The following is a 24902-nucleotide window of genomic DNA, read 5'->3' as shown; positions in this document are numbered from 1 at the left end:
GCCGTCATCCTGCCCGCTCAGGTCACCCGCTGCCGCCTCGACACGAGTGCGACGGTCTCAGGACGGGGTGCCTGGCGGCGACGCGCCCTGTGTCTGTGTGTCGAACTTGCCGAGGAAGCGGAGGGCGTTGGTGGAGAGCAGGCCGGTGCGCTGGGCGTCGGTGAGGAAGTCGGCCTGATGGACCACCGCCCCGGCCGGGCGTTCACCCAGGGGGTACGGGTAGTCGCTGCCCACCAGCACCCGTTCGGCGCCCATGGTGTCCACGAGCAGGCGCAGTGCCGGGGACGAGAAGACCACCGAGTCGACGTAGAACCGGTCCACGTAGGAGCTGGGTGGGGCGGCGGAGGCGCCCCGTACCAGGTCGCCACGACGATGCCAGGCGTTGTCGGCGCGCCCCAGCCAGAACGGGAAGCTGCCACCACCGTGGGCGAAGCAGATCCGCAGCGTCTCCGGTACCCGGTCGAAGACGCCGCCGAGGATCATCGACAGCACCGACAGGTGGGTCTCGGCGGGCATGCCGGTGAGCCACCGGGCCATCCAGCGGTCGAGTCGGGGGCCGCCGGCCATGTCCCAGGGGTGGACGAAGACCGGCGCGCCGACCTCGGCGCAGTGGGTCAGGAACGTCACGATGCCGGCGTCGTCCAGGTCCCGTTCGCCGACGTGGTTGCCGATCTCCACGCCGACGTGGCCGGCCGCCAGGCAGCGGTCCACCTCGGCGCAGGCCGCGTCCGGGTCCTGCAACGGCACCTGACAGAACGGCAGCAGTCGACCGCCACCGGCGGCGGTGACCTCCAGGGTCAGGTCGTTGAAGATCCGGGCCATCTTCACCGCCTGGTCGGCGGGACGGTCGTAGCAGAAGAAGACCGGCGTGGGCGAGACCACCTGCACGTCGATCCCGTCGGCGGTCATGTCGGTCAGCCGGGTGTCGGCGTCCCAGCATTCGGCGCCGACCGGCCGGAACTCCGTGTCCCCGACCATGATCATGGCGGCGCGCTCCGAGTCGACCCGCAGCCAGGGCCAGCCGGACCCGCCGCACGCAGCGGTCAGATCCGGCCAACCCTTCGGTACGACGTGCGTGTGCACGTCCACCACCGGAGTCACCGAAGACCGGGCCGGGCCGACCGGACGCGCCATCAGCCCTTGCCCGGGTGCAGGGTGCCGCAGTTGTCACAGGTGCGCGCGGACTCGTCGGCGTAGAACGCGGCGAAGACCGGCGGTAGGTCGGCGGCGATGTCGCGCACCTGCAACTCCACCTCGTGCACCTTGTGCGAGCACTCGGGGCAGTACCACTGGAACTTCTCCAGCGTCCCCTCCTCGCGTACCCGCTCGATCACCATCCCGATCGAGCCGGCCTCGGGCCGCTGCGGCGAGTGCGGGGTGTTCCGCGGCAGCATCCACATCTGCCCCTCGCGCACGTGCACCGTACGCGGCCCCTCGGGGAGCATCAGGTTGACGTGCATGTTGCCCTTGACCTGGTAGAAAAACTCCTCGTACGGGTCGACGTGAAAATCGGTGCGCTGGTTCGGCCCACCGACCACCATCACGATGAAGTCGTCGGAGCCGGGCAGCATCTCCTTGTTGCCCACCGGCGGCTTCAGCAGGTGCTGATTCTCCGCGATCCACCCGGGGAAGCTGAACGGCTCGGCGATCTCACTCATGGCTGGCCTCCTTCTGGAGCAGGGCGACGGCCTGCATCTCGATCAGCAGGTGCGGATGCGGCAACTGGTGCACGGCGACCGTCGTCCGGGTCGGTCCGGTGGCGTCGAAGAACTCCGCCCACACCTCGTTGTACCCACCGAAGTCATTCATGTTGACCAGATAGGTGGTGACCTGCACGAGGTCGGTCAGCTCGGCGCCGACCGACCGGAGTAGATCGGCGACGTTCCCGATCACCGCCCGGGTCTGCGCCCGGATGTCCAGATCGGTCGTGCCGAACTCGTCCACCGAGACGCCCGCGAACGTGTTGTCCGGTCGCCGCGACGAGGTACCCGACACGAAGACGAACCCGCCCGCCACCTTCACGTGCGGAAACGCCCCCCGAGGCACCGCCTTCCCCGCCACCACCCGAGCATCACCACTCACGACAGACCCCGCAACGAAGCCGTACCGAGCTTCTCGACCACCGCACGCACATGAGCACCCGCCCGCAACGGCACCGCAGCCGTCGCCGCGCCGGCCAGGAACACCCAGCCCTCGCACAGCCGTACCCCGTGCCGCCCCGCCAGCCGGATGCCCTCGTCGAGCGCTCGTCGCGGATCGCCGAGGATGGCGGCGGTCGAGCCGACCTGGGTCGGGCGCCCGTCGATCTCCAGCAGCACACCGAGGTTGTCCAACCCGTCGGGCACCGGCGACCACGGCCCGATCACGAACGCGCCGGCCGACGTGTTGTCGGCGATCACGTCCGGCAGCGAGAAGGTGAAGTTCGCGTACCGGGAGTCGATCAACTCGATCGCCGGGGCGACCGCCCGGACGGCGTCGGTGAAGTCGCCGACCGGTTCGCCGGGCTCGGGCAGCCGGTCCAGTAGGAACGCCACCTCCGGCTCGACCCGGGGATGGATGAAGGCGGACACGTCGACGGTGCCGCCGTCGGGGACCCGCATCACGTCGGTGAGACGCCCCCAGATCACCTCGTCCACCCCGACCTGGGCCATCTTCGCCCGGCTGGTGAGCCCCATCTTCAACCCGACCAGCCGCTCGCCCCGGTCCAGCCGGCGCTGCACCAGGGCGGCCTGCACCGCGTACGCGGCGTCCACGTCCAGCCCGGTCTCGGCCGCGAGCTGACCGATCGCGGTGGCCGTGTCGGCAGCCCTGCCGAGCCTCTCGGCGATCCCGGCGATGTCCGGCCCGATCATGAGTTCTCCTTGCCGGCCAGGTCCAGCGCCACGTCGACGATCATGTCCTCCTGCCCACCGACCATCCGCCGCCGGCCCAGTTCCACCAGGATCGAGCGGACGTCCACGCCGTAGCGCGCCGAGGCCCGTTCGGCGTGCCGCAGGAAGCTCGAGTAGACCCCCGCGTACCCGAGGGAGAGGGTCTCCCGGTCGACCTGGACGGGTCGGTCCTGCAACGGGCGGACGATGTCGTCGGCGGCGTCCATCAACGCGAAGACGTCGCAACCGTGCCGCCAGCCGTGGAGCTCGGCGACCGCGACGAAGACCTCCAGCGGTGCGTTGCCCGCGCCGGCACCCATGCCGGCCAGGGAGGCGTCCACCCGGACGGTCCGGCCGGCCGGCGAGCCCACCGGGCCGGCGCCGACGACCCGGCCGTGCTCGACGGCGACCACGCTGTTGGCCACGCCCAGGGAAAGGTTGTGGTGGGCGTGGATGCCGATCTGCGTGGTCGGTTCGAGGACCTGCCGGTACGCGTCGATCCGCTGCGCCACGTCGGACATCAGCAGCCGCCCGCCCGAGTCCGTCACGTAGACGCAGTGCGCCCCGTACGACTCCATCAGCTTGGCCTGGGCGGCCAGGCCGGCCGGGTCGTTCATGTGGGACATCATCAGGAAGCCCGACACGTCCATGCCGTTCTCCCGGGCCCAGGTGATGTGCTGGGCGGAGATGTCCGCCTCGGTGCAGTGGGTGGCGATCCGGACGCTGGTCACCCCGAGCGCCCGGGCGGCCTTCAGGTCGGCGATGGTGCCGATGCCGGGCAGCAGCAGGGTGGTCAGCTTCGCGTTCGTCATCACCTCGGCCGCCGCCGAGATCCAGTCGGCGTCGCTGGCCGCGCCGTGGCCGTAGTTGACGCTGGATCCGGCCAGACCGTCGCCGTGCGCCACCTCGATCGCGGCCACCCCCGCGGCGTCCAGTGCGGCGGCGATGGTCCGCACCTGGGCGACGGTGTAACGGTGGGCGATGGCGTGCATGCCGTCGCGCAGGGTCACGTCCTGGATGTACAGATCAGTCATCGGACCGGCACCTCCGCGCGCTCGGCGGCCAGCCGCTCCGCGGTGCGCAGCGCGGCCGAGGTCATGATGTCCAGATTGCCGGCGTACGCGGGTAGGTAGTGTCCGGCGCCGGAGACCTCCAGGAAGACCGAGACCTGCAACGCGTCGAGACGTCGCCCGAGCGCGGGCAGGTAGGCGTCCACCCGGTCGAACTGCACGTCCTGCTTGAGCCGGTACCCGGGGACGTACTGCTGCACGGTCGCCACCATCTCCTCGACGGAGGCGGCGATCGCGCCGCGATCGGCGTCGACGTCCGGGCAGAGGCAGTACACCGTGTCCCGCATCAACAGCGGCGGGTCGGCCGGGTTGAGCACGATGATCGCCTTGCCCCGGTCGGCGCCGCCGACCACCTCGATCGCCCGGGCCGTGGTCTCGGTGAACTCGTCGATGTTGGCCCGGGTGCCCGGACCGGCCGAACGCGAGGCGATCGAGGCGACGATCTCGCCGTACGCGACCGGGGTGACCCGTCCCACCGCGGCCACGATCGGCACGGTCGCCTGCCCACCGCAGGTGACCATGTTGAGGTTGGTCTCGGTCAGGTGCTCGTCCAGGTTGACCGGCGGCACGACATACGGCCCGATCGCCGCCGGAGTCAGGTCGATCACCACCCGCCCGTGCGCGCGCAGCACCGTGTCGTTGTGCCGGTGGGCACTGGCCGAGGTGGCGTCGAAGACCAGCTCGACGTCGGCGAACTCGGGCATCGCCACCAGGCCGTCCACGCCCCGCGCGGTGGTGGCCACGCCGAGCCGGCGGGCCCGGGCTAGCCCGTCGGAGTCCGGATCGATGCCGGCCATCGCGACCATCCGCAACGAGTCCGACAGTCGAAGCACCTTGATCATCAGGTCGGTGCCGATGTTGCCCGACCCGATCACCGCCACACCCGTCATCAATCAGCCTCTCTGCTGAAACAGGTCCGGACCGAGCCGAGGCCGGAGATCCGGGCCTCGTACGCCGCCCCGGCGGTCACCGCCACCATCGGGCCGAGCGCGCCGGAGAGCACCACGTCACCGGCGCGCAGCGGGTCGTCGGCGCGGGCCATCGTGCCGGCCAGCCAGGCCAGCGCGTGCAGCGGGTTGCCGAGGCAGGCCGCGCCGGCGCCCACCGACACCGGCTCGCCGGCGTGTTCCAGCACCATCCCGCAGAGCCGCAGGTCCACGTCGGCGAGCCGGCGGGGCGTGGTGCCGAGCACGAACAGTCCGCTGGAGGCGTTGTCGGCCACGGTGTCCACGATGGAGATGTCCCAGCCGGCGACGCGCGAGTCGACGATCTCGATGGCCGGCAGCAGGTGGTCGACGGCGCGCATGACGTCGACGCTGGTGACCCGCTCGTCGGGCAGGTCGGCGCCGAGCACGAAGGCGACCTCCGCCTCCACCCGGGGTTGCAGCAGCCGGTCGACCGCCACCTCGGCGCCGTCGGGCACCGCCATCGCGTCGGTGAGCACCCCGAAGTCCGGCTCGTAGACGCCGAGACTCTCCTGCACCACCCGGGAGGTGAGCCCGATCTTCGCACCCACCCGGCGCTGCCCGCCCGCCAGCCAGTCGCCCACCTGGAGCTGCTGCACCCGGTACGCGGACGCCACGTCCCCCTCCGGCAGCAGTCGCCCACGCAGCGGCGGGCAGGGCTTGCCGCTCTCGCGCGCCTCGGCCAGTTCCCGGGCCGCCGACTCCAGATCGATCATGAGAGGTCCACGCAGACGTTGGTGAGTTCGGAGTAGAAGTCGAGCGAGTGCACGCCGCCCTCCCGGCCGATGCCGGAGGCCTTCACCCCGCCGAACGGGGTACGCAGATCGCGCAGGAACCAGGTGTTCACCCAGACGATGCCGGCGTCCAGCCGGGTCCCGGCCCGGTGCGCCCGGCCCACGTCGCGGGTCCAGACCGTCGCCGCCAGGCCGTAGTCGGTGCCGTTGGCCAGTTCGTACGCCTCGTCCTCGTCGTCGAAGGGCGCCACGTGCACCACCGGGCCGAAGATCTCCTCGGTGTTGGTCCGGGCGTCCGGGCCCAGCCCGGTCAGCACGGTCGGCTGCACGTACGCGCCGCCGTCGCGGGCGTCGCCGAAGCGCGGTACGCCGCCACCGACGAGCACCTGTGCGCCCTCGGTGCGGGCCAGGTCGTAGTGCCCGAGCACCTTGTCCCGGTGGCCGTGCGAGATGAGTGGCATGTTCACCGTCGCCTCGTCGGCCGGCCAGCCGTACGCCAGTTCCCCGGCGCGCTCGGCGAGCCGGGCGGTGAACTCCTCGAACACCGGCCGCTGGACGTAGATCCGTTCGGTGCAGAGGCAGACCTGCCCGCCGTTGGTGAAGCTGGAGCGCACCGAGCCGGCCACCGCGGCGTCCAGGTCGGCGTCGGCGAAGACCAGGCCGGCGTTCTTGCCGCCCAGCTCGAAGCTGACCGCCTTCACCCCGTCGGCGGCGGCCCGCATGATCGCTCCACCGGTGGCCGACTCACCGGTGAAGGTGATCGCGTCGACGCCGGGGTGCCGGGTGAGGAACTCGCCGGCCGAGTCCGGGCCGAAGCCGTGCACCAGGTTGAACACGCCGTCCGGCACACCGGCCGCCGCCATCACCTCGGCCAGCAGCGTGGCCGAGGCCGGGGTCTCCTCGCTGGGCTTGACCACCACCGCGTTGCCGCAGGCCAGGGCCGGGGCGACCTTCCAGGTGAGCAGGAGCAGCGGCAGGTTCCACGGCACGATCACCGCGACCACGCCGACCGGCCTGCGAACCGCGTAGTTCAGGGCCCGGCCGCCGGTCGGGGTGACCGTGGTGAAGGACTCGGTCGGCGCGGTCGCGACGATCTCCGCGAAGGCCCGGAAGTTCGCCGCACCGCGCGGGATGTCCAGGGTCCGGGCCTGGGAGATGGCCTTGCCGGTGTCGGCGACCTCGGCGGCCACCAGGTCGTCGAAGCGGCGTTCCAGCTCGTCGGCGATGCGGCGCAGCACCTCGGCGCGCTCCCGCTCGCCGGTGCGGCCCCACGGACCGCGCAGCGCCGCGCGAGCGGCGGCCACCGCGTCGTCCACCACGGACGACCCGGCCTCGACCACCTCGAAGACCGGCTCACCGGTCACCGGGCTGGTCTTGGTGAACCGGGTGCCGTCGTCGCGGAACTCTCCGCCGACGAAGTTGCGCAGCAGGCCGGGACCGGCCGGCGCCCGTCCGGTCATCAACCGGGGATCCCAGAGCGTCATCGCCGCCCCCGGACGCCGAGCACCACCGCCGCGCCGACCGCCGCCACCAGACCGGCCGCCACCACACCGAGCGCCTGGTACTGGCGACGGACCCGGCGGCGCACCTGGGCGTACGGGACGGTGGAGAAGGAGACCAGCTCGTACTGGGAGACGTACCGACCGGGCAGCGCGCGCTCCAGCGCGTGCTCGATCTTCTTGCGGGTCCGGAACACCGGCGAGGCGACCTTGTCGCGCATCTCCACGAAGTTGGCCAGCGCCATCCGGGCGATCGCCTCGGCGTTGTCCTGCCGACGGCGCTGGAACAGCGGCAGCGCCGCGGACCAGTCCCCGGCGCACTCGTCAAGGCAGCGGTCCAGTTCGACCACGTCCTCGAAGGCGCAGTTCGCGCCCTGGCCGTAGAACGGCACGATGGCGTGCGCCGCGTCGCCGAGCAGGGCGACCCGCCCGTCCGTCTGCCACGGGTCGCACCGCACCGTGCCGAGCACCCCGACCGGATTGTGCTGGTAGTCGTCGACCAGGTTCGGGGCGATCTGCGGCAGGTCCGGATAGTGCTGGGCGAAGTGCCGCTCGATCGCCGCCGCGCTGCCCAGCGAGGCGAAGCTGGCGGTGCCGTGGGTGGGCCAGAACAGGGTGCAGGTGAACGAGCGGTCCGGGTTGGGCAGCGCGATCATCATCGAGGTGCCGCGCGGCCAGATGTGCAGCGCGCCCGGGTCGAGCGCGAAGTCACCGCCGAGCGGCGGGATGGTCAGTTCCTTGTAGCCGTAGTCCAGGAAGTCGACGCTCTCGGTGAGCAGGTCGTGGGCGAGCAACTGCCCGCGTACGGCCGAACCGGCGCCGTCGGTGCCGAGCACCACCCGCGCCTCCTCGGTGACCGCCCCCTGCGGGGTCTCGAAGGTCATCGTCGTGGTCGCCGGATCGAGCCCGACCAGCCGGTGGTCGAAGGCGATCCGCACCCCCGGCAGCTTGGCGGCGGCCTCCAGCAGGGCGTTGTTCAACGCACCCCGGCTGATCGAGTTGATCGCCCGGTCACCGGAGACGCTGTACGGCTGGAATCCCGGCTCGCCGACCACCGGGTGCACCATCCGGCCCCGCATCGGCAACGCGTCCGCCATCACCTGCTCGGCCAGCCCGATGCGGCGCAACGCGTCCAGGCCCCGTTCGGAGAGCGCCAGGTTGATCGAGCGGCCCCGCTCGGGCGTGCCGGTACGCGGGTCCGGCCGCCGCTCGTAGAGTGCCACGCGGTGGCCCCGTCGGGCCAGGAAGCAGGCCAGCAGGCAGCCGGCCAACCCGGCACCGACCACCGCGATCTCGTCGTGTTCCCGGGTCACCGGGCCACCTCCGGAACCGTCGCGGCCAGCGCGTCGGCGACCCGCCAGCAGTCGTGGTACGTCGAGTACAACGGCACCGGGGCGAACCTGACCACGTCCGGTTCCCGGGCGTCGGCGATCACCCCGTGCTCGTGGCGCAGTCGCTTGGTCAGCTCGTCAGCGCTGCCCTCGCCGATGCGTACCGAGAGCTGGCACCCGCGCCGACGCGGCTCACGCGGGGTGATCACGGTGAGCGGCCGACCGGCCGTGACCTCGTCCAGCAGCCGCTCCAGGTAACCGGTGAGCCGGAGGCTGCGCTCGCGCAACGCCGGCATGCCGACCGAGTCGAACAGCTCCAGCGACGTGCGGACCGGGCCCATCGCGAAGATCGGCGGGTTGGAGATCTGCCACGCCTCGACGGTGGCCGGTGGCCGGCTGACCGGGGCCATCTCGAACCGGGTGGCCGCGGCCGTGCTCCACCATCCCTCGAAGCGGGGCAGCGTCTCGTCGCCGTGGTGCCGTTCGTGCACGAACACCCCGGCCAACGCGCCGGGCCCCGAGTTCAGGTACTTGTACGAGCACCAGGCGGCGAAGTCGACGTCCCAGTCGTGCAGCGAGAGCGGCACATTGCCGGCCGCGTGCGCCAGGTCCCACCCGACGACCGCGCCGGCGGCCCGCCCGGCCGCGGTGATCGCCGGAATGTCCATCAGTTCGCCGGTGAGGTAGTTGACCCCGCCGAGCAGGATCAACGCGACCGTGTGCCCCTCGGCCGCCAGGTAGGCCGTGACGTCCTCGGTGCGCAGGGTGTCCTCGCCCGGGCGCGGCGCGAGCCGGACCACGGCGGTGTCGGGGTCCAGGCCGTGGAACCGTGCCTGGCTGCGCACCGCGTAGCTGTCCGACGGGAAGGCGCTGTCCTCGATGACGATCCGGGTCCGCTCGCCGGCCGGTCGGTAGAAGCTGACCATCAGCAGGTGCAGGTTGACCGTGAGCGAGTTCATCACCACGGTCTCCGTGGGCAGGGCGCCGACCAGCCGGGCGGCCGGTGCCGTCAGCAGCTCGTGGTACGGCAGCCAGGGCCGGTCCGCCGCCAGGTGTCCCTCGACGCCGAGCCGGCTCCAGGCGTCCAGGTCGGCCAGCAGCTCGTCACGGGTGGCCCTCGGTTGCAGGCCGAGCGAGTTGCCGGCCAGGTACGCGGCCTGCGGGTAGCGGCCGCCGTCGGCCGGCGGCACGTGGAACAGGTGCCGGTGCCCTGGCTCGGCCGCATCGAGGCGCAGCGCCTCGGCCTCGCCGTGCCCGCTGGTCATCGTCGTCACGTCCGCCTCACATCGCCGTCCGGGCCGACCACAGCTCCGGGAAGACCACCCGGGCCATGCTTCGTTGCAGCCACGCCAGCCCGGCGGAGCCGCCGCTGCCGACCTTCGCGCCCATCGTCCGCTGCACCGCCTTGATGTGGTGGTGCCGCCAGTCACCGAACTGCTCGGCCACCTCGGTCAGCGCCTCGCCGAGCAGCCGCAGGTGGTTGTCCGGGCCGGCGTCGGCGTAGATCCGCACCCAGGCCGCCTCGACCGCGGGGTGTGCCTCGTGTTCGGCCGCCACGTCCCGCTCCAGCAGATCGGCAGGCAGGTCGTGCCCGTGCCGGGCGAGCAGCGCGATCACCTCGTCCCAGACGCTCGGCGTGGCCAGGGCATCGGTGAGTTCGGCGTACACCTCGGTCTGTCGACGGAACGGACGGATCAACGCCGGGTCGCGCAGTCCGAGCAGGAACTCCAGGTGGCGGTACATCGCCGACTGGAAGCCCGACCCCTCGCCGAGCAGGTTGCGGAAGCGGTTGAAGTCGGCCGGGGTCATCCAGCGCAGGCCCCGCCAGGCGGCGTTGAGCCCTTCCAGGTGCAGCGCGGCACGGCGCAGCGGGGCCAACGCCTCCCATACCCGGTCGGCGCGCAGCAGCCGGGACGTCTCCCGCAGCTCGTGACAGGTCAGGCCGAAGTACAGCTCCATGATCTGACTGACCATCAGGAAGGACATCTCGCCCGGGTCGCCACTCAACGGCTGTTGCAGCCGATGCAGCGTGCTGGCCTGCACGTACGCGTCGTACGGCACCCGCTCGGCGAAGTCGAGGGTCGGCTCACCGCCGTTGTGCGCGGCGCGGGCCACGCGCTGTCGTGCGGTGACCGGACGTACCGCCGTCCGGGTCGCCGGGCGCAGTTCCGTCTGCTCCATGCGTCCGCTCCTTCCGGGTCGCCGTCCAGTCATGATCCCCTGCCAGGTTGGCCGGACGGAATGCCTCTTCAACGGCTCTTTCGGCGGTCCACCTAAGGAACGGAAGCTGCTCGCCGGGATTCACCTGTCAGACGTAAGGTCGCGGGCATGGACGAGATGGACTGGGCCCTGCTCCGCGAGTTGCAGGCCGACGCGCGGTTGTCGTTCAGCGAGCTGTCCCGGCGGGTGCACCTGTCCCCGCCGGCGGTCGCCGAGCGGGTGCGCCGGCTGGAGGAGACCGGCGTGATCACCGGGTACCACGCCCACGTCGACCTCGCCCGGGCCGGTCGCACGGTGGTCGCGCTGATCCGGATGTCCTGTTACGGCGCCCGGTGCATCCTGCACGACCCGGAGGTCCCCCGGTGGCCGGAGATCCTGGAGATCCATCGGATCACCGGTGACGCGTGCAGCGTGCTGAAGGTCGCGGCCGGCTCGATCGGAGCGTTCGAGGCCGTCATCGACCGGCTCGCTCCCTATGGCCAGCCGTCGAGCACGATGGTGCTCTCCACCCCGCTCGACTGGCACCCCGTCACCCCGCTGCCGGGCTCCGGCGGTTAGCCGCCCGGGCAGGGGGAAAGCACCGCGGGTCGCCCCAGCAGGACCGGTGCGCCGGTGCCGGGAGGGAGGATCATGCGGGGTCTGCGACAGTACGGAGGCGTCCGCCACGCCCCGTCGACCATCGCCCGACTGTTCGGTGCGTTCGTCCTGGTCGCGGCATTCGCCCTGGCCGGGGTGCTGGTCCTGCCCGGCGCGGCGCCCGCCAGAGCGGGTGAGAACACCTTCGTCGAGGTGACGCCGAACAGCGTCCAGGCCGGTTCCCGGGTGAGCATCCGGGCCAGTTGCGACAACGCCAACGACCGTCAGGCCGAGGTGACCTCGGACGCGTTCAACCGGGTCTTCCTGCGGCCGGACAACGGCTTCCTCACCGGTTCGGTCACCGTGCCCGGCAACAAGGCCGCCGGCGACTATCCGGTGCACCTGCGCTGCGACAACGACCGGACGGCCAGCACCACCCTGACCGTGCTGAACATGGACCAGCCCACCAAGGGCCCGGCGACCGGTGGTGGCGGTACCGCCGACCGGAGCACCGGCTCGATGCTGCTGCTGGGTGGCGTCGCCACGGTGACCGCAGTCGTGGTCTTCGGGCTGTTCAGCAGCCGACGCCGGGCCGGTTCCTGACCTCTGCGTCGCCATGGCCGGCTTCCGCGTACCCACGCCGGAACCGGGTCCCGGTCGGCGTCGGGCCACCACCCGCCAGACCCGTCGCGCCTGGCGGCGAGTGGTCACGGCGGCCCGCCGCCTGGCCCGGGTCACCGCGCAGATGGGTTCGGCCAGCGTCGCCACGCCCGATCCGGCGGCAGCGCCGCTACCACCCAGGCGGCGTCAGGCCTGGGCGGTGGGGACCCGACGATCAGGTCACTCCGGCCCCGGGCTGCCGGTACTGGTGATCGGTTCGCTGATGCTGCTGATCATCACGATGCTCGGCGTGGAGCGGCTGACCGGGCTGAGCCTGCTGCCGGACCGCTTCATCGCCGGGTTGGCACCGCCACCGAAGAAGTTCCCGTTGCTGGCGGCGAGCGAGCCGGTCGGCATCGAGATCAGCAGGATCGACCTGTCGGCCCCGGTGCACAACGTGGGCATCGCGCCCGACGGCAGCATCGCCGCGCCGCCCGCCGAGCGGGCCCAGGAGGCCGGCTGGTACGACCAGGGGCCCACCCCCGGTCAGTACGGGCCGGCCGTCATCGTGGGACACGTCGACACCACCACCGGCCCGGCCGTCTTCCATCAGTTGCCGGAGCTGCGGGCGGGCGACCGGGTCGAGGTGGCCCGCTCGGACGGCTCGGTGGCCGTCTTCGAGGTGGACCGGGTCGGCCGGTACGACAAGGAACAGCTGCCGGCGGACGACGTCTTCGGCGACTTCAGCCGTCCCCAGTTGCGGCTGATCACGTGCGGCGGACGCTGGGTCGGTGGGGAGACGGGGTACGCGGACAACGTGGTGGTGTTCGCTTCTCTGGTCGAGGCTCGGTGATCTTGTCTTGCTGTGGGGTTCGGCGCACTCTCCGTGCGGAGGGCGCGGGGATGTCGTCCGCGAGGGCGGATGGGTATCTTGAGCGGGGTTGAGCTGGGGGGCAGGCGGCCGGTGACGGGTCAGGCGGCTTCGGGTTCGCGGAGGTCCAGCCAGTCGGCCCAGCGCGGGTCGGGCGCGCGGTGGCCGAGCACCCGCCAGGCGATCCCTTTCGGGGCGGTGGGCAGCGAGTGCAGTCGCCAACCGAGTTCGGCGGGGGTTTTGTCGCCCTTGGTGTGGTTGCACCTGGCGCAGGCGGCGACCACGTTCTCCCAGGCGTGCCGGCCGCCCCGGCTGCGCGGGAAGACGTGGTCGATGGTCTCGGCAGGGCCCCGGCAGTACGCGCAACGCCAGCCGTCCCGGGCGAAGATGGCCCGGCGGGACAGCCCCACGTGGGTGCGGTACGGCACCCGGACGAAACGGGTGAGCCGGACGACCGACGGCACCGGCAGCGCGCTGCGGGCGCTGTGCAGGATGCCGTCGCCGTCGGCGACACAGACCGCCTTGGCGGAGAGCACGAGGATCGCGGCACGACGTACCGACACGACACACAGCGGCTCGTAGGTGGCGTTGAGAACCAGCGCGCCGGAGCCCACCGTGGGTCGTATGTCAGGCATCGCGTCACCCTCCCGGTCAAGCGGCTTCCCACTCGCCACCGCCGACCGGTCCCGGGCACGGCCGGGCACCACGTCGACGCCGGCCGGATCACCGACGTCCGCTGCGCCAATCGTCCCTGATCGGACCCGCGAATGCACGTACTAATCCTGGGTACCACCGGCGCTTTCCCCCGGGCGCGCTCGACCGGGCCGGCGTCACCGGCCGGTGGGTCGGCGGCGAACCCACCGGGCGGTTGCGGTACGAAAACAGGGTGACCGTAAGCAGCGTCAGTCCCACCCCCGCCCCGTCCAGCCCGGAACCGGTCGATACGCCGAGCCCGGAGTGCCTGGACGAGGCTCTGTGCAAGATCGTCTTCAACTGGACCGACTCGGTGTGGTTCGCCGAGGGCAGCTTCTGGATCCTGGTCAAGCCGCTGCGGATCGTCATGATCCTGCTGCTGGCGTTGGCCGCCCGGTGGCTGGTGCACCGCACGATCCACCGGCTGGTACGCAGCACCAGCGACGCCGGTGTGCCGACCATGCTCCGCCCGCTGCGCGAACGCATCCCGACCGCCGCCACCGAGCCCGGCGAGTTCGTTCCGGAGCGCCGCCGGCAGCGCGCCGAGGCGATCGGTTCGGTGCTGCGCAGCATGAGCACCGCGTTCATCTACGGCATCGCCCTGCTGATGGTGCTCAAGGAGTTCAGCTTCGACCTGGCACCACTGCTGGCCAGCGCGGGCATCGCCGGTGTGGCGCTCGGTTTCGGGGCGCAGAGCCTGGTGAAGGACCTGATCGCAGGGCTGTTCATGTTGATCGAGGACCAGTACGGGGTGGGCGACAACGTCGACCTCGGCGAGGCGACCGGCGTGGTCGAGGCGGTCGGACTTCGGGTCACCACCGTCCGCGACGGGCGGGGCGTGCTCTGGTACATCCGCAACGGCGAGATCGTGCGGGTGGGTAACAAGAGCCAGGGCTGGGCGTTGGTGGTGGTCGACCTGCCGATCGGCTTCGCCGGCACCGAGGAGGCGACAGCGGTGCTGCGTACCGCCGCCGCCTCGGTCACCGTGGACCCGGAGCTGGCGCAGTCCATCGTCGAGCCGCCGGAGGTGCTCGGCGTCGAGCAGGTCACGGTGGAGGGCACGGTGATCCGGACGGTGGTGAAGACCACCGCCGACGGACAGTTCAGCGTGGGTCGGGAACTGCGGCGCCGGCTCGCCGAGGCGCTGGAGAACTCCGGCATCACGGCACGGATCGCTGCGGGCCGCCTCTACCCCGGTGTACCTACTCGATCCGACTCCGAGACCGGCCAGGGCGGTGCCACCTGAGCCGACCGTCGGGGGTCGCGGCCGAGCGGCCCCTCGGGTATCGTCCGTTCGTTCAGTCGGAGATGCGACCAACCAACCGTTCGCCCTAGCCAGTTGTCAGACGATCGGGCAGAATCCGGTGCACGCGCTTACCGAGCGGTGTCACGTCCTCGCTGATCCGCAGACCTGACGATGGTCCCGGCAGCCCATCACGAGTGGCCAGCAACCGGGACGATGGAGGCGATGGTGTCCGACGAGCGACCTTCTCCGGAAGGGCCGGCCACCTTCCGGGAGGTTTTCGCCCAGCGTGAGTATCGAGCCGTCTTCGCGGCCAGCACGCTGACCTGGGTCGGTGACTACGTCGCCAAGGCGGCGGTCACCCTCCTGATCTACCGGGAGACCGAGTCCGTGGCGCTGTCGGCCGCCGCCTTCGCGGTCAGCTATCTGCCCTGGCTGGTCGGCGGGCCCCTGCTGGCCACGATCGCCGAACGGCACCGGTTCCGGCAGGTGATGGTCGTCTGCGACCTCATCCGCATGGCGCTGATGCTGCTCGTCGCCATCCCCGGGATGCCGGTACCGGTGATCCTGGCGCTTCTGTTCGCCACCACGCTGGCGAACCCACCGGGTCAGGCCGCCCGCTCGGCCCTGCTACCGCTGATCCTGCCCGGGGACCGACTCGTCGTCGGGCTCTCGGTCAACGCCAGCGTGGGGCAGGCCGCCCAGGTGGTCGGCTACCTGCTCGGTACCGCCGTGGCGACGGTCAACCCCACCGCGGCGCTGCTGATGAACGCGGGTGCCTTCGCGCTGTCGGCCCTGCTCGTCCGGCTCGGGGTGCGCGATCGACCGCCGGCCATGACCAGCGACCACCGCAGTCACCTGCTACGGGAGACCGCCGCGGGTTTCCACATCGTCTTCCGGACGCCCGTGCTACGGGCGATCGCCGTGCTGGTCTTCAGCGCCATGCTCTTCTCCATCGTGCCCGAAGGACTGGCCGCCGCCTGGGCGAACGAACACGCGGGCGAGAGCATGGATCCCGGGCTGGCGCAGGCCGTGATCATGGCGGCCACCCCGGTCGGGTTCATCCTCGGCGGGCTGATCATCGGCCGCACCATCGCACCGGCCCGACGGCTGCTCCTGCTGCGACCGTTGGCCGTGGTCGCGCCGCTGGCGCTGGTGCCCGCGTTGCTCGACCCGCCACCGGTCGTGGTGGCGCTGCTCGCCGCCGTCTGCGGGTTCGCGGTCGCCGGGCTGCTTCCGATGGCCAACGGGCTCTTCGTGCAGGCTCTCCCGGACGGGTTCCGGGCCCGGGCGTTCGGTGTCATGGCCACCGGTGTACAGGTCATCCAGGGTGCGGCCGTACTGGTGACCGGGCTGATCGCCGAACGTTTTCCGATCCCGATCGTGGTGGGCGTGTGGAGCGCCGCCGGGGTGGTGCTGATGTCGATCGTCGCCCTGCGCTGGCCCGACCAGCAGACCGTGACCGCCTCGGTCGAGGAAGCCCGAGCCGCCTCTCGCCGCGCCAACGGGACGGTGGCCAACGGCACACCGCCGGACGGGACATCCCCGGAGGAGCCCGGGTCCGGACATGTGGGCCCGGGACGGCCCCGGCACGCGGTGACCTGAGCCACCGTGCTCACCCGGTGCCGGCCGGGCGAGCGCCGGCCCGGCCCTGGCAGGATGGAACGGTGAATCCCGCAGGTGAGTCCCAAGGCCACGGCGAGGCGGTCACGTTCTTCGACGCCGTCGGCGGCGAGCCCACGTTCCGCAAGCTGGTCGAGGAGTTCTACGTCGGCATCGCCGCCGATCCACTGCTGCGCCCGATGTATCCGGAGGAGGACCTGGGCCCGGCCGCCGACCGGATGCGGCTCTTCCTCATGCAGTACTGGGGAGGACCGAACACCTACTCCGCCCAACGGGGACACCCCCGGTTGCGGATGCGGCACGCCCCGTTCCGGATCGGTGCCGCCGAACGCGACGCCTGGCTACGCCACATGCGCCGGGCGGTCGAGAGCCTCGACCTGCCCCCGGCGCTCGCCACCGAGCTGTGGAACTACCTCGAACGGGCGGCGTACTTCATGGTGAACGACATGGAGGACCCGGCGACCCGCGCCTGACGCCGCCCCGCCGCTAAACGGGGCGGCCGTCACCGCCGGTCGGAGCTTGTCGGGAACCCGCGAGGTTCCCCGACGGCTCTCAGAGCAGGGCACCCTCGTCGTGCAGCCAGTCGACGAAGCTGGTGGCCACGGCGGCGCCGCAGTCGAGCAGCTCCACGAGCAGGGCGTCGTGCGTGCCGGCCGCGAGCGGAACCTGCAACTCCGCGTAGATCGGCAACTGGCCGCGCTCGGTCGCGTCGCCCACGTACGCCTTGCAGAAGCGCCGCGTGTGGTTCCACTCGTTGACCACCCGGTAGGCCCGGTCCGCCCAGTCGGGCGGCACCGTGGCGTGTGGCCGGGCCCGCAGCACGAGGATCTCGTCCTCCGGCCCCTCCAGGGTGACCAGCACCGCGTGCCGCTCCCACATGGCCAGCAGGTTGCCGTCGCCGTCGGCCAGGTACCGCACGTCGAGCAGGTCGAGCGCGTCGCAGATGCGGCGCAGGGTGACCTGTTCGACGGTGGCTGGCATGTCGGCAATCAACGGGCGCTCCGCACCCGGGCAGTCGTCGCCCGGCTGGCGGGGCGCCGGCGGTCCGACCCGGACGGCACCTTCCACCGTGATCCTGCTTCGAGTTTCCGGGTCACCGCCACTGGCGGGACCTGGGCGCCATGACCACCACGGCATCGCTCGCGCACCTCACTCCCCAGCGGATCCAGTCGCCTACGGTGGGTTGGATCCGAGGATGGACGGTACCCGGACAGCCGGAACGAAGCATCCCCCCAACGCCAGCACCAAGCCGGAAGGATGAAGAGAGGTCATCCGTTCGCATGAGCCACAGAGGGCCGTACGACAAGATCCGTGGCCTTCTGCGACCAGACGGCTCCGTACGGTCCCACCAGTCCGACCCATCGTCCGGCCGCGCGTACCTGCACGTCGTCACCATCCGGCGAATTCCCGGACGGACCGAGGAAATCCATCCGAATCAGCCCCTGCACCATCCGCTGGGTCACCTCCACTGGACGGTCAGGCTCGTCGTCCGGAGTGACCACCACCGCCACGTGGTCCAGCAGGGCGTCGCGCAGCATCCGCTGCCCCACCGCCCGGCCGCCGATCCCGTGCTCGGCCGCCTCGCGCAGGGTGCCCGCCGCCGCCTCGGCCAGCCGGCGCAGTTCACCACCCGGCAGCGTCTCGACCCGACGGCTGGTGCCAGGTGGCAGCGCCCACCGCCACTGCGCGTCGCGCCGGGCCGGCAGTTCCGCGCGGCCGGCGGCGAGTTCGGCGAGCAGCTGCCCGGCGGCGACGGTGACGTCACCGGCACCCGGACCGGCCACCGTCCGCACGGCCAGCACACCCCACGGGAGGCGGGCCCAGAGGGCGGTACGCGCGCCGACGGCCGCCGGCCGGAGCCGAACCAGGGCGGCCCGCTCCAACCGCACGAGCCGGGCCAGGAAGGCCCCCGCGTCGGCGACGTCGGTGATGCCGTGCCCGACGCTCACGGCGTGCCGCCCTGCGGGGCGTACCCGAGCAGGAACGTCCGCTCGTGATCGCTGAGCCGCCGGGGCACCTGAAGCGCCAGATCGAACGGCACCAGCACCGAACGGGCCCGGCTGATGAGCAGTTCACCGTCGTACATCTCGTAGCCGACAGTGAAGGACGCGGCGCGCAACTGCTCGACCCACAGCTCGATCCGGACGGTGGGTGCCGACTCGGGGGTGGCCCGGTCCAGGGCGTAGTCGACCGGCCGCAGGTAGTCGACCTCGTGCCGGCGGATCACCACGCCCTCGGCGAACGAGTCCACCCCGTTCGCCCGCGCACCGACGAACATCAACGCCACCCGGGCTTCCTCGTAGAGGGTGAGGAAGCGGGCGTTGTTGACGTGACCGTACGCGTCCAGGTCGGACCAGCGCAGGGTGCAGTGGTAGACGAACCGGTCAGCCACGACAGACCCGCCCGGTCAGTCGCGGGTCAGCTTGCGGTACGTCACCCGGTGCGGACGAGCCGCCTCGGCGCCGAGCCGGTCGACCTTGTTCTTCTCGTACGCCTCGAAGTTGCCCTCGAACCAGAACCACTTCGCCGGGTTCTCGTCGTCGCCCTCCCAGGCCAGGATGTGCGTGGCGACCCGGTCCAGGAACATCCGGTCGTGGGAGATCACCACGGCGCAGCCGGGAAACTCCAGCAGCGCGTTCTCCAGGCTGGAGAGGGTCTCCACGTCCAGGTCGTTGGTCGGCTCGTCGAGCAGGATGACGTTGCCGCCGATCTTCAGCGTCAGCGCCAGGTTGAGCCGGTTGCGCTCGCCACCGGAGAGCACCTTGGTCGGCTTCTGCTGGTCGGGGCCCTTGAACCCGAACGCCGCGATGTAGGCCCGCGAGGGCATCTCGACCTTGCCCACCATGAGGTGGTCCAGCCCGTCGGAGACGACCTCCCAGACGGTCTTGTCGCCGTCGAGGCCCTGCCGGTTCTGGTCGACGTAGGACAGCGACACCGTCTCGCCGACGCGGACCTGGCCGGCGGTCGGCTCCTCCAGCCCCACGATGGTCTTGAACAGGGTGGTCTTGCCGACACCGTTCGGGCCGATGATGCCGACGATGCCGTTGCGCGGCAGCGAGAAAGACAGGTTGTCGATCAGCACCCGGTCGCCGAAGCCCTTGGTCAGGCCGTTCGCCTCGATGACGGTGTTGCCCAGGCGCGGGCCCGGCGGGATCTGGATCTCCTCGAAGTCCAGCTTGCGGGTCTTCTCCGCCTCGGCGGCCATCTCGTCGTACCGGTCGAGACGGGCCTTGGACTTGGTCTGCCGGGCCTTGGCGTTGGAGCGCACCCACTCCAACTCGTCGGCCAGGCGCTTCTTCATCTTGGCGTCCCGGCGACCCTCCACGGCCAGCCGGGCGGCCTTCTTCTCCAGGTAGGTGGAGTAGTTGCCCTCGTACGGGTACGCCCGGCCACGGTCCAGTTCCAGGATCCAGTTGGCCACGTTGTCCAGGAAGTACCGGTCGTGAGTGATGGCGACGACGGTGCCGGCGTACTTGGCCAGGTGCTGCTCCAGCCACTGCACGCTCTCCGCGTCCAGGTGGTTGGTGGGCTCGTCGAGCAGCAGCAGGTCGGGGGCCTCCAGCAGCAGCTTGCAGAGCGCCACCCGCCGACGCTCACCACCGGAGAGCTGGGTGACGTCGGCGTCCGGCGGCGGGCAACGCAGCGCGTCCATGGCCAGTTCGAGCTTGGAGTCGATGTCCCACGCGTCGGCGTGGTCCAGCTCCTCCTGAAGCCGGCCCATCTCCTCCATCAGCTCGTCGGAGTAGTCGGTGGCCATCTGCTCGGCGATCTTGTTGAACCGCTCCAGCTTGGCCTTGGTCTCCGCGACCGCCTCCTCGACGTTGCCGAGGACGGTCTTGGCGTCGTTGAGCGGCGGCTCCTGGGCGAGCATCCCCACGGTGAAGCCGGGCATCAGCCGGGCCTCGCCGTTGCTCGGCTGGTCCCAGCCCGCCATGATCTTGAGCAGGCTGGACTTGCCCGCGCCGTTCGGACCGACCACACCGATCTTGGCACCGGGCAGGAAGTTCAGCGTCACGTTGTCGAGCACGACCTTGTCGCCGTGCGCCTTGCGCGCCTTGTCCAGGACGTAGATGAACTGGGCCACGGTGCGGGCTCCTCCGTCGCTTTCGATCGCCGATTCGCGTGGTACGGACGCGGCTTCAGGGCCGCCGCCCGCCGCCGTCGGCCGGGAGCCGGCCGCGCGCACGCCATCGTCAATCCTGACAGGTACGACGGGCCGCGCCCACATCGCCCCGCCAGCGGCGGTACGCGGCCCTCCGAACCGACCCGGAAATCGGTCGGAAGTGCTCGCCTGTCAACATGATCACGTCCACGGTTCGGCGAGTTCGGGACGGGTAGGTGAGTCCGGCACAGGGGAACAGACGCCGCAGCTACGCTCAGTACGCTCATCGCGGTGGACCCGTCAGCACCCGGAGGTGGCCGATCGTGACCGTCCGTAGCTCCTTTGTCGTAGTGGCGAACCGACTGCCGGTCGACGAGGTGAGCACACCCGAGGGACGGCAGTGGCGACGCAGCCCGGGCGGGCTGGTCACCGCGCTACATCCTGTCCTCGCCGAGCATCAGGGCACCTGGGTGGGCTGGGCCGGCGGCACCGGCGCAGCTCCCGAGCCGTTCGACCTGGAGGGCATCCGGCTACACCCGGTGCCGCTGAGCGCCGAGGAGCTGGAGCGCTACTACGAGGGACAGTCCAACGCGACGATCTGGCCGCTGTACCACGACGCCGTCGAGACGCCGGCCTACAAGCGCCGCTGGCGTGAGGCGTACCGCCTGGTCAACGCCCGGTTCGCGGAGGCCGCGGCGGAGGTCGCCGCCGAGGGCGCCACGGTCTGGGTGCAGGACTACCAGCTCCAGCTGGTGCCGGCGATGCTCCGGGAGCTCCGCCCCGATCTGCGGATCGGCTTCTTCCTGCACATCCCGTTCCCGCCGATCGAGCTGTTCATGCAGATGCCGTTCCGCACCGAGATCCTGCGCGGCCTGCTCGGCGCCGACCTGGTCGGTTTCCAGCAACGACTCGCCGCGCAGAACTTCGTCCGGCTGGCCCGGCACCTGCTCGGGCTGCGCTACGAGGGCCAGATGATCCAGGTGGACGGCCGTCAGGTCAAGGCCGGCGCCTTCCCCATCTCGATCGACACCAAGGAGATGGAGCGGCTGGCCGCCGACCCGGCGATCCAGGCCCGGGCCAAGGAGATCCGCGAGGAGCTGGGCAACCCCCGGACGATCATCCTCGGCGTCGACCGGCTCGACTACACCAAGGGCATCGAGTTGCGCCTCAAGGCGTTCCGAGAGTTGCTCGCTGACGGAAAGTTGACAGTGCCCGACGCGGTTATGGTGCAGGTCGCGACGCCGAGCCGCGAGCGCGTGGAGCACTACCAGGCACTTCGCGTCAAGGTGGAGCGCGAAGTTGGTCGGATTAATGGCGAATTCGGCCGGGTTGGCGTGCCGGCGGTGCATTATCTGCATCAGTCGTACAGTCGGACCGAACTGGCTGCGATGTACGCCGCCGCCGACGTGATGATGGTTACCCCGCTGCGAGACGGAATGAATCTGGTCGCCAAGGAGTACGTCGCGTCGAGGGCGGACCACGGGGGCGCGCTCGTACTCAGTGAGTTCGCCGGCGCGGCCACCGAGCTGCGTCAGGCGTTCCTGTGCAACCCGCACGACCCCGACGCGGTCAAGGACGCTCTGCTACGGGCCGTGCATGTGGAGAAGCCGGAGGCTCGTCGCCGTATGCGGACCATGCAACGCCATCTGCGCACCCACGATGTGGGGCACTGGGCGAAGTCCTTCCTCACCGAACTCGGTGTGCCCGACATGGAGGCGGCGTGAACGCGACGTCCAACGAGATCGTCACGCCCGTCGCCGGGACGATGGATCCGGAGCTGCGCGCCGCCATCGGGCGGATCGCCCGGGTACCCCAGCTCCTGGTCGCCTGCGACTACGACGGCACACTCGCTCCGATCGTGGAGGACCCCAGCAAGGCCGTACCCCTGCCCGAGTCGGTGGCGGCGGTGCGGGCCCTGGCCGCGCTGCCGCAGACCACCGTGGCGGTCGTCTCCGGCCGCGCCCTTCGTGACCTGGCCGCGCTCTCCCGGCTGCCCAGTGAGGTCCATCTGGTCGGCAGCCACGGCTCGGAGTTCGACATCGGCTTCGTCGAGCGCCTCTCCCCCGAACTGATCGCCGTGCGCACCCGGCTGCGTGACGCGCTGCGGGAGATCGCCGCGGAGCACCCCGGTGTTCGACTGGAACGCAAGCCGGCGAGTGTCGCCGTCCACACCCGTGGCGTGGATCCGCAGGTCGCCGCCGCCGCCATCGACGCGGTCCGCAGCGGCCCGGCCACCTGGCCGGACGTCACCGTCACCCAGGGCAAGGAGGTCATCGAGATCTCCGTGGTCGCCACCCACAAGGGGACGGCGGTCGACCAGCTGCGCACCCAGCTCTCCGCCAGCGCGGTCCTCTTCATCGGTGACGACATCACCGATGAGAACGCCTTCGGCAACCTGCACGGTCCGGACGTCGGCATCAAGATCGGCCCGGGTGAGACCAAGGCCGGCTACCGGGTGGCGGAGCCGATCGAGGCGGCCCGCGCGCTCGGGCTGCTGCTGGAGACGCGCCGGCACTGGCTGTTCGGCGAGCGGGCGGTACCGATCGAACGGCACTCGATGCTGGCCAACGGTCGCACGGTCGCTCTGCTCACGCCGGACGCCAAGGTGAGCTGGCTGTGCAACCCCAAGCCCGACTCGGCGGCGATCTTCGCGGACCTGGTCGGCGGCAGCCCGGCCGGACACTTCAGCGTCGCCCCGGAACGCGGGGGCATCCCGCTGGGCCAGCGCTACCGGTCCGGCACGATGACCGTGGAGACCCGTTGGTCGGGTCTCACCGTCACCGACTGGCTCGACAAGCCCGACCCCCGGGCCACGCCGGACGGCCCGGCGGTCATCTCCGGTGACTCGACGCTGATCCGGGTCCTGACCGGCAGCGGTCGGGTCCGGGTCGAGTTCGCGCCCCGGCCGGAGTTCGCCCAGGTCGCCGTGCAGCTTCAGCCGGTCGGCGACGGCCTGCTGGTGCTCGGCTCGAACGAACCGGTCGCGCTCTACTCCCCCGGCGTGGAGTGGGAGGTCGGCAACGACGGCGGGTACGAGACCGCGAAGGCGGTGGTGGACCTCGCCGCGCTCGGCGGGCAGGTGGTGCTGGAGCTGCGGTTCGGTACGCACAGCCTGGAACATCACCGGCTGCCGATCCACGAGCGGCAGGCCGCGGCGGAACGCCCCTGGAAGGAGTGGGTGGCCTCGCTACGGCTGCCGACCACCGCCCGGGACCTGGTCGCCCGCAGCGCGCTGACGCTACGCGGCCTCTGCCACGAGGCGACCGGTTCGATCCTGGCCGCGGCCACCACCTCGCTGCCAGAGGAACTCGGCGGGGTACGCAACTGGGACTACCGCTACTGCTGGCTGCGTGACGCCGCGATGACCGCCCGAGCCCTGGTCGATCTGGGTTCGATCGCCGAGGCCGAGGCGTTCCTGCGCTGGGTGGACGGCTGCGTGGAGCGCACCGGCGGGCACCCCGAGCGGCTGCACCCGCTCTACACGGTCGACGGTTACGAACTGGGCGCCGAGGCGGTCATCGACACCCTGCCCGGCTACGCCGGATCCCGCCCGGTACGCGTCGGCAACCTCGCCAACCACCAGCTCCAGCTCGACGTTTTCGGTCCGATCGCCGACCTGATCGCGGCCACCGCCGACGTGCGCGGCTCGGTACGCGCCGAGGAGTGGCGGGTGCTGGAGAACATGGTCGAGGCGGTCCGCCGCCGCTGGCACGAGCCGGACCACGGCATCTGGGAGGCCCGCCTGCCGCCCCGGCACCACGTCTTCTCCAAGGTGATGTGCTGGATGACCGTCGACCGGGCGCTGCACGTGATGCGCCAGCACGGCGGCGAGGACCGGCCGGAATGGGTGGAACTGCGCGACCGGATCGCCGCCAACGTCCTGGAGTACGGCTGGCACGAGCACGCCGAGGCGTACAGCGTCGCGTACGGCGACGAGGACATGGACGCCTCGTCGCTGTGGATCGGGATCTCCGGGCTGCTCGCCGGCGACGACCCCCGCTTCCTGTCGACCGTGCTGAAGATCGAGGCGGATCTGCGCAGCGGCCCGGTCGTCTACCGCTACCACTGGGACGACGGCCTGCCCGGCCGCGAGGGCGGCTTCCACATCTGCACGGCATGGCTCATCGAGGCGTACCTGCGCACCGGCCGGCGGACCGACGCCGAGGAGCTGTTCATGCAGATGGTCGACACGGCGGGCCCGACCGGGTTGCTGCCCGAGCAGTACGACCCGCTCGCCGAGCGTGGCCTGGGCAACCACCCGCAGGCCTACAGCCACCTCGGGGTGATCCGCTGCGCGCTGCTGCTGGACAACATGCTCAAGCAGTAACGACCGTCAGACGCGGCGGCCGGAGATCCACGTATCTCCGGCCGCCGCGGTTTGTGGGCGCTGCGTGGGCTGGCGTGCCCCGTTTGTGGGCGCTGTTGGGGGTGTGGCCCGCCGTGCCCGGTTCCGGGCGGTCAGGCTTGATTCCTGCGCGGGGCGCGGCGGGCCACACCCTCGTCGT

At 71.2% G+C, this 24902-nt stretch carries 23 protein-coding genes and 1 pseudogene; 8 read left to right on the top strand and 16 right to left on the bottom strand.

Annotated features, from left to right (window positions below; translation table 11 throughout):
* Positions 1-57 precede the first annotated feature (57 nt).
* The 11 genes and pseudogenes from SM447_RS28635 to SM447_RS28585 all read right to left on the bottom strand — a co-directional run bounded on the left by SM447_RS28635 (position 58) and on the right by SM447_RS28585 (position 10650).
* A complete protein-coding gene (locus tag SM447_RS28635) occupies positions 58-1134 on the bottom strand; it encodes an amidohydrolase family protein (RefSeq protein WP_474575990.1) in 1077 nt (358 codons plus the stop codon).
* Complete coding sequence (locus SM447_RS28630; protein ID WP_474575989.1) at positions 1134-1658, bottom strand: 3-hydroxyanthranilate 3,4-dioxygenase; 525 nt, start codon at positions 1656-1658, stop codon at positions 1134-1136. Before SM447_RS28630 ends, SM447_RS28635 begins: the two co-directional genes overlap by 1 nt.
* Positions 1655-2082 (bottom strand): annotated as a pseudogene (locus SM447_RS28625) (RidA family protein). The gene SM447_RS28630 and the pseudogene SM447_RS28625 overlap by 4 nt, the downstream one beginning before the upstream one ends.
* On the bottom strand, positions 2079-2852 hold the full coding sequence (locus SM447_RS28620; protein WP_474575988.1) for a 2-keto-4-pentenoate hydratase: 774 nt from the start codon (positions 2850-2852) through the stop codon (positions 2079-2081). The pseudogene SM447_RS28625 and the gene SM447_RS28620 overlap by 4 nt, the downstream one beginning before the upstream one ends.
* Positions 2849-3904: a 4-hydroxy-2-oxovalerate aldolase gene (gene dmpG, locus SM447_RS28615; RefSeq protein WP_474575987.1), complete on the bottom strand. Its 1056-nt coding sequence runs from the start codon at positions 3902-3904 to the stop codon at positions 2849-2851. The genes SM447_RS28620 and dmpG overlap by 4 nt, the downstream gene beginning before the upstream one ends.
* Positions 3901-4833, bottom strand: a complete 933-nt coding sequence (locus SM447_RS28610) for an acetaldehyde dehydrogenase (acetylating) (RefSeq protein WP_474575986.1) — start codon at positions 4831-4833, stop codon at positions 3901-3903. The genes dmpG and SM447_RS28610 overlap by 4 nt, the downstream gene beginning before the upstream one ends.
* Positions 4830-5621, bottom strand: coding sequence for a 2-keto-4-pentenoate hydratase (locus SM447_RS28605; protein ID WP_474575985.1), 792 nt, complete (start codon positions 5619-5621; stop codon positions 4830-4832). Before SM447_RS28605 ends, SM447_RS28610 begins: the two co-directional genes overlap by 4 nt.
* A complete protein-coding gene (locus SM447_RS28600) occupies positions 5618-7099 on the bottom strand; it encodes a 2-hydroxymuconic semialdehyde dehydrogenase (RefSeq protein ID WP_474576016.1) in 1482 nt (493 codons plus the stop codon). The genes SM447_RS28605 and SM447_RS28600 overlap by 4 nt, the downstream gene beginning before the upstream one ends.
* A gap of 20 nt (positions 7100-7119) precedes the next feature.
* Positions 7120-8451: an FAD-dependent oxidoreductase gene (locus SM447_RS28595; protein WP_474575984.1), complete on the bottom strand. Its 1332-nt coding sequence runs from the start codon at positions 8449-8451 to the stop codon at positions 7120-7122.
* Positions 8448-9734 (bottom strand): kynureninase, encoded by a 1287-nt coding sequence (gene kynU, locus SM447_RS28590; RefSeq protein WP_474575983.1) that lies wholly within the window; start codon positions 9732-9734, stop codon positions 8448-8450. Before kynU ends, SM447_RS28595 begins: the two co-directional genes overlap by 4 nt.
* 16 nt (positions 9735-9750) lie before the next feature.
* On the bottom strand, positions 9751-10650 hold the full coding sequence (locus tag SM447_RS28585; RefSeq protein WP_474575982.1) for a tryptophan 2,3-dioxygenase: 900 nt from the start codon (positions 10648-10650) through the stop codon (positions 9751-9753).
* Positions 10651-10797: 147 nt separating this feature from the next.
* Here SM447_RS28585 and SM447_RS28580 point away from each other — a divergent pair, with 147 nt between their 5' ends.
* From SM447_RS28580 to SM447_RS28570, 3 genes are all read left to right on the top strand, one after another.
* Positions 10798-11247 (top strand): Lrp/AsnC family transcriptional regulator, encoded by a 450-nt coding sequence (locus SM447_RS28580; RefSeq protein WP_474575981.1) that lies wholly within the window; start codon positions 10798-10800, stop codon positions 11245-11247.
* Positions 11248-11319: 72 nt separating this feature from the next.
* Complete coding sequence (locus SM447_RS28575) at positions 11320-11868, top strand: hypothetical protein (protein WP_474575980.1); 549 nt, start codon at positions 11320-11322, stop codon at positions 11866-11868.
* A 13-nt stretch (positions 11869-11881) separates the two neighbouring features.
* On the top strand, positions 11882-12718 hold the full coding sequence (locus SM447_RS28570; protein WP_474575979.1) for a class F sortase: 837 nt from the start codon (positions 11882-11884) through the stop codon (positions 12716-12718).
* Between the two features lie 119 nt (positions 12719-12837).
* Here the strand turns inward: SM447_RS28570 and SM447_RS28565 are convergent, their stop codons facing one another.
* Entirely contained in the window at positions 12838-13371 is a 534-nt protein-coding gene (locus SM447_RS28565; RefSeq protein ID WP_099853138.1) for an HNH endonuclease, read from the bottom strand.
* 251 nt (positions 13372-13622) lie between these two features.
* Between SM447_RS28565 and SM447_RS28560 the strand changes: the two genes are divergently transcribed.
* The 3 genes from SM447_RS28560 (at position 13623) to SM447_RS28550 (ending at position 16768) form a co-directional block, all read left to right on the top strand.
* Positions 13623-14675, top strand: a complete 1053-nt coding sequence (locus SM447_RS28560) for a mechanosensitive ion channel family protein (protein WP_474575978.1) — start codon at positions 13623-13625, stop codon at positions 14673-14675.
* Between the two features lie 222 nt (positions 14676-14897).
* Positions 14898-16277 (top strand): MFS transporter, encoded by a 1380-nt coding sequence (locus SM447_RS28555; protein WP_474575977.1) that lies wholly within the window; start codon positions 14898-14900, stop codon positions 16275-16277.
* Positions 16278-16339: 62 nt separating this feature from the next.
* A complete protein-coding gene (locus tag SM447_RS28550; RefSeq protein ID WP_474575976.1) occupies positions 16340-16768 on the top strand; it encodes a globin in 429 nt (142 codons plus the stop codon).
* Positions 16769-16847: 79 nt separating this feature from the next.
* Here the strand turns inward: SM447_RS28550 and SM447_RS28545 are convergent, their stop codons facing one another.
* The 4 genes from SM447_RS28545 to ettA form a co-directional block, all read right to left on the bottom strand.
* Positions 16848-17432 (bottom strand): type III secretion system chaperone family protein, encoded by a 585-nt coding sequence (locus SM447_RS28545; RefSeq protein ID WP_474575975.1) that lies wholly within the window; start codon positions 17430-17432, stop codon positions 16848-16850.
* Positions 17433-17563: 131 nt separating this feature from the next.
* The gene (locus tag SM447_RS28540; protein WP_474575974.1) at positions 17564-18244 is read right to left on the bottom strand and encodes a DUF8185 domain-containing protein; all 681 of its coding nucleotides are present in this window, start codon (positions 18242-18244) and stop codon (positions 17564-17566) included.
* A complete protein-coding gene (locus SM447_RS28535; protein WP_474575973.1) occupies positions 18241-18687 on the bottom strand; it encodes an acyl-CoA thioesterase in 447 nt (148 codons plus the stop codon). The genes SM447_RS28540 and SM447_RS28535 overlap by 4 nt, the downstream gene beginning before the upstream one ends.
* 15 nt (positions 18688-18702) lie before the next feature.
* Positions 18703-20379, bottom strand: a complete 1677-nt coding sequence (ettA, locus tag SM447_RS28530; protein ID WP_474575972.1) for an energy-dependent translational throttle protein EttA — start codon at positions 20377-20379, stop codon at positions 18703-18705.
* A 341-nt stretch (positions 20380-20720) separates the two neighbouring features.
* On the opposite strand from ettA, the gene SM447_RS28525 reads away from it, so the two are divergent.
* Entirely contained in the window at positions 20721-22121 is a 1401-nt protein-coding gene (locus tag SM447_RS28525; protein WP_119579773.1) for an alpha,alpha-trehalose-phosphate synthase (UDP-forming), read from the top strand.
* 41 nt (positions 22122-22162) lie between these two features.
* Positions 22163-24724, top strand: a complete 2562-nt coding sequence (gene otsB / locus SM447_RS28520) for a trehalose-phosphatase (RefSeq protein ID WP_474576015.1) — start codon at positions 22163-22165, stop codon at positions 24722-24724.
* Positions 24725-24902 lie beyond the last annotated feature (178 nt).

The sequence above is a fragment of the Micromonospora aridisoli genome (assembly GCF_056150025.1).
Note: the sequence above shows the minus strand (reverse complement) of the source record. Positions and strands in the feature narration are given on the sequence as shown.

Coding starts and splice junctions, on each gene's coding strand:
- SM447_RS28585 (WP_474575982.1), bottom strand. CDS start 10,650: ATGGAGCAGACGGAACTGCGCCCGGCGACCCGGACGGCGGTACGTCCG.
- SM447_RS28555 (WP_474575977.1), top strand. CDS start 14,898: ATGGTGTCCGACGAGCGACCTTCTCCGGAAGGGCCGGCCACCTTCCGG.
- SM447_RS28600 (WP_474576016.1), bottom strand. CDS start 7,099: ATGACCGGACGGGCGCCGGCCGGTCCCGGCCTGCTGCGCAACTTCGTC.
- SM447_RS28580 (WP_474575981.1), top strand. CDS start 10,798: ATGGACGAGATGGACTGGGCCCTGCTCCGCGAGTTGCAGGCCGACGCG.
- dmpG (WP_474575987.1), bottom strand. CDS start 3,904: ATGACTGATCTGTACATCCAGGACGTGACCCTGCGCGACGGCATGCAC.
- kynU (WP_474575983.1), bottom strand. CDS start 9,734: ATGACCAGCGGGCACGGCGAGGCCGAGGCGCTGCGCCTCGATGCGGCC.
- SM447_RS28605 (WP_474575985.1), bottom strand. CDS start 5,621: ATGATCGATCTGGAGTCGGCGGCCCGGGAACTGGCCGAGGCGCGCGAG.
- SM447_RS28545 (WP_474575975.1), bottom strand. CDS start 17,432: ATGCCGTGGTGGTCATGGCGCCCAGGTCCCGCCAGTGGCGGTGACCCG.
- SM447_RS28570 (WP_474575979.1), top strand. CDS start 11,882: ATGGCCGGCTTCCGCGTACCCACGCCGGAACCGGGTCCCGGTCGGCGT.
- SM447_RS28575 (WP_474575980.1), top strand. CDS start 11,320: ATGCGGGGTCTGCGACAGTACGGAGGCGTCCGCCACGCCCCGTCGACC.
- SM447_RS28620 (WP_474575988.1), bottom strand. CDS start 2,852: ATGATCGGGCCGGACATCGCCGGGATCGCCGAGAGGCTCGGCAGGGCT.
- SM447_RS28565 (WP_099853138.1), bottom strand. CDS start 13,371: ATGCCTGACATACGACCCACGGTGGGCTCCGGCGCGCTGGTTCTCAAC.
- SM447_RS28635 (WP_474575990.1), bottom strand. CDS start 1,134: ATGGCGCGTCCGGTCGGCCCGGCCCGGTCTTCGGTGACTCCGGTGGTG.
- SM447_RS28630 (WP_474575989.1), bottom strand. CDS start 1,658: ATGAGTGAGATCGCCGAGCCGTTCAGCTTCCCCGGGTGGATCGCGGAG.
- otsB (WP_474576015.1), top strand. CDS start 22,163: ATGGATCCGGAGCTGCGCGCCGCCATCGGGCGGATCGCCCGGGTACCC.